Origin of the sequence: Brevundimonas sp. (genome assembly GCF_035626535.1) — a bacterium.
Classification (GTDB): domain Bacteria; phylum Pseudomonadota; class Alphaproteobacteria; order Caulobacterales; family Caulobacteraceae; genus Brevundimonas.
In genome coordinates this window covers 1-8,390 of the sequence record NZ_DASPNO010000083.1, presented here as the reverse complement: position 1 = coordinate 8,390, position 8,390 = coordinate 1, and the positions used below count along the sequence as shown (strand labels likewise).

Below are 8,390 nucleotides of genomic sequence, written 5' to 3'. Positions count from 1 at the left end.
GCGGTCTCCCCGCCCAGCATGACCCAGCCGCCGACGGTGCCGATGGTCTTCACGATGGCGCAGACCGCCACCACTCCGGCGATGGAGGCTCCGAACACCCGCGCCGCCAGATCGGCGTAGGGGCTGGTCGAGTTCGCCAGCACATCCGCCGGAATGACTCCGAACACCGCCACCGTCGCGGCGATGTAGATAAGGGTCGCCAGCAGCACTCCGGCCACCGAGGCCCGGCCGACGTCGCGGGCCGGATGCTTGACCCGGACCGACAGGGCCGCGGCGCTCTCCACGCCCAGGAAGGCCCAGAAGATCACCGCCAAGGACGCCGGCACGCTCTCGACCAGCGCGGTTCCGGAGGGGCTCCACGAGGCGGCGAAGGTCTGCGGGTCGAAAGCCATCACTCCGGCCGCCACAGCGATCACAATCGGCGCCAGGCCGATGGCCAGCGCCACAGCCGCCAGCCCGGACGCCGTTCTCGCCCCGATGATGTAGGCGATCGTGGCCAGCCAGATGATCCCGAGATTGCAGAAGGTCGCCGCCACCGGATCCTTCAGCGCGGGCCAGAAGAAGCCGAGATAGCCCGTGGCGGCCACGGCGATGGCGACATTGCCCACCAGACAGGCAGTCCAGAAGGCCAGCGCCGTCTGGAACCCGAAGAATCGGCCCAGCCCGCGCTCGGCGAAACCCGGCAGTCCGTCCGCGTCCGGCCGCAACCGGCCCAGCGCCCCGAACACCAGCGCCAGGGTCACCGCTCCTGCCCCGGCGACCAGCCAGCCGATCAGGCTGGAACTGCCCACCGGCGCCAAGCTCACCGGCAGCAGATAGACCCCGGATCCGATCATGTTGCCGGCGACGACCAGGGCCGCCAACCCCCAGCCCAACTTGTGCCGGTCCGACAGGGGCTCCTCGGCCAGCGGGATGTGATGCGGCGCGTCGCTCATGCATGAACCTCGGCGAGACGGGACTGGAACCAGGCGACGGCGACCTCCTGCCGGGCGCTGAGCACGCCGGTGTCATACGCCCCCGCCGACAGATTGGCCTGAACCGCCTCGCAGATGCGCGCGTCTTCCCCGGTCAACCGGTCGGAGGCCTCCAGCGCGTCGCCCAACGCACTCTCGCCGCCATGGTTCAGGAACAGATAGTCGAGCCGCGTCCGCCCCGGGCCCACCGGCGTCATCCGCTCGATCATGGCCCCGTCGCGATAGACGTTGATCCCGAGGTTCGGCCACAGCCAGCCCCACACCCCGGCCTGCGGTCCGTCGTTCACGCCCACCGCCTCCTGCACCACCAGCTCGCCGTCGACCCGGACGCGGTACTCTGCCGAACCCAGCTCACCGGCCAGCACCGGATGCACCGATCCGATGTGGTAGCCCTCCAGATAGTTCTCGGCATAGACCTTCCAGTCGCAGGCGAGATCATGGCTCCGGCGCAGTGCCGGCGCGGCGATCTCCAGCTCTCGCTCCACCAGCAGCCTCTCCAGCGGCGCGACATGATCGGTCAGCGGCCCCGCCTCAGGGTTCAGGTTCGTAAAGGCCAGCCCCCGCCAGATCTCCAGCCGTACCCCCAGCAGTCCGAACTCGCGGGAGTCGAATCCCTCGACCGTTCCGAATCCCGTCGCCGCCCGCAGCCGCCCGTCCAGCGCATAGCGCCAGCCGTGGTAGGCGCAGACCAGCTCGCCCTCGCAATGCCCGCCCGAGCCCTGCGCCAGCGGCCCCGCGCGATGGCGACAGACGTTGTGAAAGGCGCGCAGCACGCCGTCCTTGCCCCGCACCGCCAGCAGCCGGTGTCCCGCGACGTCCGTGGCGATCCAGTCGCCGGGCGCGGCCGCCTCGGCCTCGTGGCCCATGAACAGCCAGGCGCGGCCGAACACCCCGGCGCGCTCGCGCGCCCAGGCATCGGGACTCCCGTAGAGCCGGGCGGGAAGCGTGGCCTGCATGGCCGATCAAGGCCCGGCGCCGGGCCCGCCGTCAACCGTCCTCAGACGATGACCGCATCCATGCCGGCGAAAACGGCGTGCGTGGCGCCCGCCGCCTGGGCGGCCAGTCCGCGATCGGGCCGCAGGTTCAGGAGCATGAGCTGCGGACACGTCTGCCGGGCCGCCCTTATCAGCTGCGCGGCCGCCTGCCAGTCGCGGGCGCTCTCATGCTCGACGCCGGCGAAATCGATAGCCAGACATTGCGCGCGCACCTGCGACAGCCGCAGCGCGGCGCCGATGTCCGGCGCAATGTGCAGGATCGCGCCCAGCGACCCGGTTTCGAAATGCTGGATGGCCTCCTGGATGGCTTCAGGCGGCGCCTGCTCAAGCCCGCCCATCACCTCCACGAGAAGGGTGCCCGGCGTCGATTCATGCTGCATCTCGGCGCACAGCAGATCGAACCGGCCGCCGCTCGAGGCCACGGTGCGCCAAAAGGCGGGCAATACGCCGCTGTCGTTCGTTCCGAGGCGCAGCAGGTCGAGGCCGTTTCTCAGCGTCTGGGCGTCGATCCGGACCAGATCCGCCGGCTCCAGCGTGCGTCGTCCCAAACCGATCAGCGCGCTCTCGCCCCCGCGATGCCGCACGCTCCTGCGGATCCGGCGCGCCACGGGGGCGGAGAGCGAAAGGTCGAACACCGGCTGCGCGGCCAGAGTGATGATCAGTTCGCGTCGCGCGCGGGTCAGCAGGGTGAAGGTCAGGCTCTCATACGGCGCGGCATACGACCGCCGCTCGCCGATGCGGGCGATCGCCTCGTGAAGGCCGCCGTCCGGCGTGTCGTGATCCAACGAAGCCGCAAGCGTACTGGGGTACCCTGGGTCGTCCCTCATGACCGTTCTCTCCAGCCGGTCGAAAGAAATGGCCCCCCTAGCCTGAGGAAGCGCCCCAAGGTGAAAACACATCGCTGACGAACATGGTCAAACGCCGTTGACCATGCCGATTCCCGAAGCGGGACGGGCGCGCCGGCCGGCCCGTTGACCGGGCGGCCGCCGCGCGTCAGGAGAGGCCATGACCATCACCACGGTCGGCCTCGATGCCGACGACACCCTCTGGCTCAACGAAACCATCTTCCGGCTGACGCAGGCGCGGTTCCTCGACCTGCTGGCGGAACACGACACCGAGGCCGTTCAGACGCGGCTGGCAGAGGTCGAACGGCGCAATCTCCGGCTCTACGGCTACGGGGTGAAGGGCTTCACCCTGTCGATGATCGAGACGGCCATGGAGATGTGCGACGGCGAACCGCCGGCCGGCGCGATCCGTGAAATCCTCGCGGCGGGCCGGGAGATGCTGGCGCATCCGGTCGAGACATTACCCGGCGTCGACGAGGCGCTGGCCCGGCTGTCCGAACGCTACCGGCTGGTGCTGGTCACCAAGGGCGATCTGCTGGATCAGGAGCGCAAACTGGCGGCCTCGGGCCTCGGCGAACTGTTCGCCGCGATCGAGATCGTCTCCGAAAAGGACCGGTCCACCTACGAGCGCGTGTTCGCCCGCCATGGAACCGGACCCGACGAGGCGGTGATGGCCGGGAATTCGATGAAGTCGGACGTATTGCCGGCGCTGCAGGCGGGGGCCTTCGCCGTCCACATCCCCTACGCCATCACCTGGGCGCACGAGCTGGCCGACGCGCCGGAGGGGCATCCGCGCTACGGCGCGCTCGAGCGTATCGCCGACCTGCCCGACTGGATCGATGCGCGGTCGGACCGATAAGCCCTTGCTCCTCCGCCCCCCCGTCTTTAGACGGGCCGCTTAACCGACAACCCGAACCGCCCCGCGCCGGCCCCGCCCGCGTCGGGTCCGCGCGCGCGAGGAGACCAGCCGCCTTGACCGATGACGACGTCCCTCACGACGAGCGCGACGCCATGGTCCGGGCGTCTCTGGCGGCGCATGGCGACAGCGGCGTTACGCCCCGGCATACCCTCTTCTACTTCTATGGCGAGGGGGATCACGACGATCTCAACGAGGTGGCGCGGCGAGCGGGCTTCCTGACCCGTGGGCAGGACGACTGCACCATTCTCGAAACCACGATGGCCGTGGACGAAATCTCGTTCTCGCCCGTTTCCGCCATGATGCAATCCTGGGCCGCGGCCTTCCAGCTGGAGTATGACGGCTGGGAGTGCGCGGTCGTGACGAACTGAAAGTCTCGGAAGAACAATGCCGAAGCGCACGGACATCCAGTCGATCCTGATCATTGGGGCGGGGCCCATCGTGATCGGGCAGGCGTGCGAGTTCGACTATTCCGGCGTCCAGGCGTGCAAGGCGCTGAAGGCCGAGGGATATAGGGTCGTTCTGGTCAATTCCAATCCGGCCACGATCATGACCGACCCGGAGGTGGCGGACGCGACCTATATCGAGCCGATCACGCCCGAGATGGTCGAGAAGATCATCGCGAAGGAGCGGCCCGACGCCCTGCTGCCGACCATGGGCGGACAGACGGCGCTGAACACCGCCCTGGCGCTCGATGCCTCGGGCGCGCTGAAAAAATGGGGCGTCGAGATGATCGGGGCCCGCGCCGACGTCATCGACAAGGCCGAGGATCGCCAGAAATTCCGCGACGCCATGGACAAGCTGGGCCTCGAAAGCCCCCGCTCCAAGGCCATCCATCACATCGATGAGGCCGAGGACGCGCTGGAGTTCGTCGGCCTGCCCGCCATCATCCGTCCCAGCTTTACGCTGGCCGGCACCGGCGGCGGCATCGCCTACAATGTCGAGGAATTCCGCGAGATCGTCGAACGCGGTCTCGACCTGTCGCCGACCACCGAGGTGCTCATCGAGGAAAGCGTGCTCGGCTGGAAGGAGTACGAGATGGAGGTCGTCCGCGACAAGGCGGACAACTGCATCATCATCTGCTCCATCGAGAACATGGACCCGATGGGGGTGCACACCGGCGACTCCATCACCGTCGCCCCCGCCCTGACGCTGACCGACAAGGAATATCAGCGCATGCGGACCGGCTCGATCAACGTGCTGCGCGAGATCGGCGTCGAGACCGGCGGTTCGAACGTCCAGTGGGCGATCAATCCGAAGGACGGCCGCATGGTCGTCATCGAGATGAACCCGCGCGTATCGCGTTCCTCGGCGCTGGCCTCCAAGGCCACCGGCTTCCCGATCGCCAAGGTCGCCGCCCGTCTGGCCGTCGGCTACACCCTGGACGAGCTGCAGAACGACATCACCCAGGTGACGCCGGCCTCGTTCGAGCCGTCGATCGACTACGTCGTCACCAAGATCCCGCGCTTCGCCTTCGAGAAATACCCCGGCTCCGAGCCCCTGCTGTCGACTTCGATGAAGTCGGTCGGCGAGGTGATGGCCATCGGCCGGACCTTCCAGGAGTCGATGCAGAAGGCCCTGCGCGGGCTGGAGACCGGCCTCACCGGCTTCAACGAGATCGAGATCGACGGCGTGCTGGAGGTCGACGACGAGGCCTCGGCGCGCGCCGCCGTGGTCCGCGCCCTGGGCCAGCCGACGCCCGACCGAATCCGGGTCATCGCCCAGGCCTTCCGCCACGGGCTGTCGGTCGAGGAGGTGCAGGCGGCCTGCTCGTACGAGCCGTGGTTCCTGCGCCAGATCGCCGACATCGTCCGCACCGAGGGCCATGTCGTGGTGCAGGGCCTGCCGACCACGGCCGCCGACTTCCGCAAGCTGAAGGCCAAGGGCTTCTCCGACGCCCGCCTCGCCCAGTTGACCGGTCAGACCGAGGCCGCCGTCCGCAAGGCCCGCCGCGCCCTCGATGTCCGCCCGGTGTTCAAGCGCATCGACACCTGCGCGGCCGAGTTCGCCAGCGCCACGGCCTATATGTATTCGACCTATGAGACCGGCGCGCTGGGCCAGATTCCGGAGTGCGAATCCAACCCGACCGACCGGAAGAAGGCGATCATCCTCGGCGGCGGTCCCAATCGGATCGGGCAGGGCATCGAGTTCGATTACTGCTGCTGCCACGCGGCCTTCGCCTTCGACGACATCGGCGTCGAGTCGATCATGGTCAACTGCAACCCCGAGACGGTCTCGACCGACTACGACACCTCTGACCGGCTCTATTTCGAACCGCTCACCGCCGAGGACGTGCTGGAGCTGATCGATGTCGAGCGCTCGAAGGGCGACCTGATCGGCGTCGTCGTCCAGTTCGGCGGCCAGACGCCGCTGAAGCTGGCCCATGCCCTGCACGAGGACGGCGTGCCGATCCTCGGCACCAGCCTCGACTCCATCGACCTTGCCGAGGACCGCGAGCGCTTCCAGGTCATGCTGCACGACATCGGGCTTATGCAGCCGCCGAACGGCCTGGCCCGCTCGGCCCAGGAGGCGGCAGACAAGGCGGACGAGGTCGGCTACCCGGTCGTCCTGCGCCCCTCCTATGTGCTGGGCGGCCGCGGCATGATGATCGTCCACGATCGCGAGCAGTTGGACCGCTACGTCGGCGAGGCCATGCGCGTCTCGGGCGACGACCCGGTCCTGATCGACCACTATCTGAACCGGGCCACGGAGATCGACGTCGACGCCCTGTGTGACGACGAGACCGTCTTCGTCGCCGGCGTGCTCGAGCACATCGAGGAGGCCGGAGTGCATTCGGGCGACAGCGCCTGCTCCATGCCGCCCCACTCGCTGCGCCCCGAAACCATCGCCGAGCTGAAGCGCCAGACCGAGGCCATGGCCCGGGCCCTGAAGGTGCGCGGCCTGATGAACGTGCAGTTCGCCATTGAGGAGCCGCTCTCCGAGGCCCCGCGCATCTTCGTGCTCGAGGTCAATCCGCGCGCCAGCCGCACCGCGCCCTTCGTGGCCAAGACGATCGGGCAGCCGATCGCCGCCATCGCCGCCAAGGTCATGGCCGGCGTGCCGTTGAAGTCCTTTGGCCTGGCCGACAAGCCGTACGACCATATCGCGGTCAAGGAAGCCGTCTTCCCGTTCGCCCGCTTCGCCGGCGTCGACACCGTGCTGGGTCCCGAGATGCGCTCGACCGGCGAGGTCATGGGGCTGGACTGGAAGCGCGACGGCGAGGCCGACATGGCCCCCGCCTTCGCCCGCGCCTTCGCCAAGAGCCAGATCGGCGGCGGCACCCTCCTGCCGACGCAGGGCTGCGCCTTCGTCAGCGTCAAGGACGGCGACAAGCCCTTCATCGTCGATGCGGTGAAGACCCTGCTGGCCGAGGGTTTCAGCGTCATGGCCACCGGCGGCACGCACGCCTTCCTGGCCGATCAGGGCCTGCCGGTGACCTTCGTCAAGAAGGTGCTGGAAGGCCGCCCTCACATCGTCGACGCCATGAAGAACGGCGAGGTCCAGCTGGTCATCAACACCACCGAGGGCAAGCAGTCGCTGCAGGACAGCTTCAGCCTGCGGCGAACGGCCCTGATGATGAAGATCCCCTATTACACGACGACCGCGGGGGCGCTGGCCGCCTCGCAGGCGATCGGGGCGATCAAGGCGGGGGACCTCGGCGTGCGGCCGATCCAGGACTATGCGCACGGCTGACCAGTTCGTGACGATTTCGACCAGTGCAGGCCGCCCGACGACGGGGCGGACCGGACAGGTCGGCCAGTCAAAAGCGGGACAAGGCCGCGACATGGGCTGGATAATTGCGGGACATGGGCGGGATTGTCCCGGGAGAAGATCGGGACATTGACCGCGATATGCGGGATAATGAGTACCCCTTTTTCCTCCGTCATCCTCGGGCTTGACCCGAGGATCAGACGTTGGGGCTGACTCTGCTTCTGTGGCGGCCCGGCGAGCGCGACCGTGCTGGCTTCGACGCAGCACCGGACGGTCTGATCCTCGGGTCAAGCCCGAGGATGACGGTCGTGGGGTGGGATGGGCTGGGCGACGTTGGGTATCGGAGGTTGAACAGTCTTGACGTTGTGGGCTGGCGGCGAACAGCTGCCGTCATGGACGACAAGCGGCCGCTCATAGCCACCTACATCGAGGCGAGCCGTCCGTTCGGCGTCATTTACACCGGCATGACCAGCAACCTCTACCGTCGCAGCGCCGAGCATCGAGCAGGCGAGGGTAGCGCGTTTACGAAACGCCACGGCTGCAACATCCTCGTCTGGTACCAGCCGTTTGAGCGGGTGACCTCCGCCATCCATCGGGAGAAGGCCCTCAAGAGCTGGCGCCGGCCCTGGAAGATGCAGCTGATTGAACAGCGGAACCCGGAGTGGCGGGACCTCTGCCCGTTTCTTCGGGGCGAACAGGACGACCCGCGACTGCCCATTGAGGACGATTGCGGCGTCGCGGCGTTTCTGGCGCGGCTGGAGGACGAGGCTGGGGAGGGGGAGTAGCGCCGCTGCCTCCCCTCGCCCACGTCTGATCCTCGGGTCAAGCCCGAGGATGACGGCGGTGGGTGGGGCGGGGTGGCCGGCCAGCCATGCGTCCGCTTCTGACGTAGCGGCGTGCGATCCTCCCTGTATGGAGCACTACCGTCTGCGCAAATATCGCGGCCCGG

General features: G+C 68.1%; 7 protein-coding genes. 4 read left to right on the top strand and 3 right to left on the bottom strand.

From position 1 onward, the window contains the following. The 3 genes from VEC04_RS13015 to VEC04_RS13005 form a co-directional block, all read right to left on the bottom strand. Window positions 1–935 (bottom strand): amino acid permease (locus VEC04_RS13015; protein WP_324777420.1); only part of this gene is annotated, 935 nt, incomplete at its 3' end. Further along, complete coding sequence (locus tag VEC04_RS13010) at window positions 932–1,930, bottom strand: aromatic ring-hydroxylating oxygenase subunit alpha (protein WP_324777419.1); 999 nt, start codon at window positions 1,928–1,930, stop codon at window positions 932–934. The genes VEC04_RS13015 and VEC04_RS13010, both read right to left, overlap by 4 nt. A gap of 41 nt (window positions 1,931–1,971) precedes the next feature. Further along, entirely contained in the window at window positions 1,972–2,796 is an 825-nt protein-coding gene (locus VEC04_RS13005; protein WP_324777418.1) for a hypothetical protein, read from the bottom strand. Between the two features lie 178 nt (window positions 2,797–2,974). Here VEC04_RS13005 and VEC04_RS13000 point away from each other — a divergent pair, with 178 nt between their 5' ends. The 4 genes from VEC04_RS13000 to VEC04_RS12985 all read left to right on the top strand — a co-directional run bounded on the left by VEC04_RS13000 (window position 2,975) and on the right by VEC04_RS12985 (window position 8,226). Beyond that, on the top strand, window positions 2,975–3,673 hold the full coding sequence (locus VEC04_RS13000) for an HAD family hydrolase (RefSeq protein ID WP_324777417.1): 699 nt from the start codon (window positions 2,975–2,977) through the stop codon (window positions 3,671–3,673). A 113-nt stretch (window positions 3,674–3,786) separates the two neighbouring features. Next, on the top strand, window positions 3,787–4,101 hold the full coding sequence (locus VEC04_RS12995; protein ID WP_324777416.1) for a hypothetical protein: 315 nt from the start codon (window positions 3,787–3,789) through the stop codon (window positions 4,099–4,101). A 16-nt stretch (window positions 4,102–4,117) separates the two neighbouring features. Beyond that, on the top strand, window positions 4,118–7,423 hold the full coding sequence (carB, locus tag VEC04_RS12990; protein WP_324777415.1) for a carbamoyl-phosphate synthase large subunit: 3,306 nt from the start codon (window positions 4,118–4,120) through the stop codon (window positions 7,421–7,423). Window positions 7,424–7,833: 410 nt separating this feature from the next. Beyond that, the gene (locus VEC04_RS12985) at window positions 7,834–8,226 is read left to right on the top strand and encodes a GIY-YIG nuclease family protein (RefSeq protein ID WP_324777414.1); all 393 of its coding nucleotides are present in this window, start codon (window positions 7,834–7,836) and stop codon (window positions 8,224–8,226) included. The last annotated feature ends 164 nt before the right edge of the window (window positions 8,227–8,390 follow it).

Excerpts from the sequence above, each read along its gene's own strand:
- VEC04_RS13010 (WP_324777419.1), bottom strand. The coding sequence starts at position 1,930 with ATGCAGGCCACGCTTCCCGCCCGGCTCTACGGGAGTCCCGATGCCTGG.
- VEC04_RS12985 (WP_324777414.1), top strand. The coding sequence starts at position 7,834 with ATGGACGACAAGCGGCCGCTCATAGCCACCTACATCGAGGCGAGCCGT.
- carB (WP_324777415.1), top strand. The coding sequence starts at position 4,118 with ATGCCGAAGCGCACGGACATCCAGTCGATCCTGATCATTGGGGCGGGG.
- VEC04_RS13005 (WP_324777418.1), bottom strand. The coding sequence starts at position 2,796 with ATGAGGGACGACCCAGGGTACCCCAGTACGCTTGCGGCTTCGTTGGAT.
- VEC04_RS13000 (WP_324777417.1), top strand. The coding sequence starts at position 2,975 with ATGACCATCACCACGGTCGGCCTCGATGCCGACGACACCCTCTGGCTC.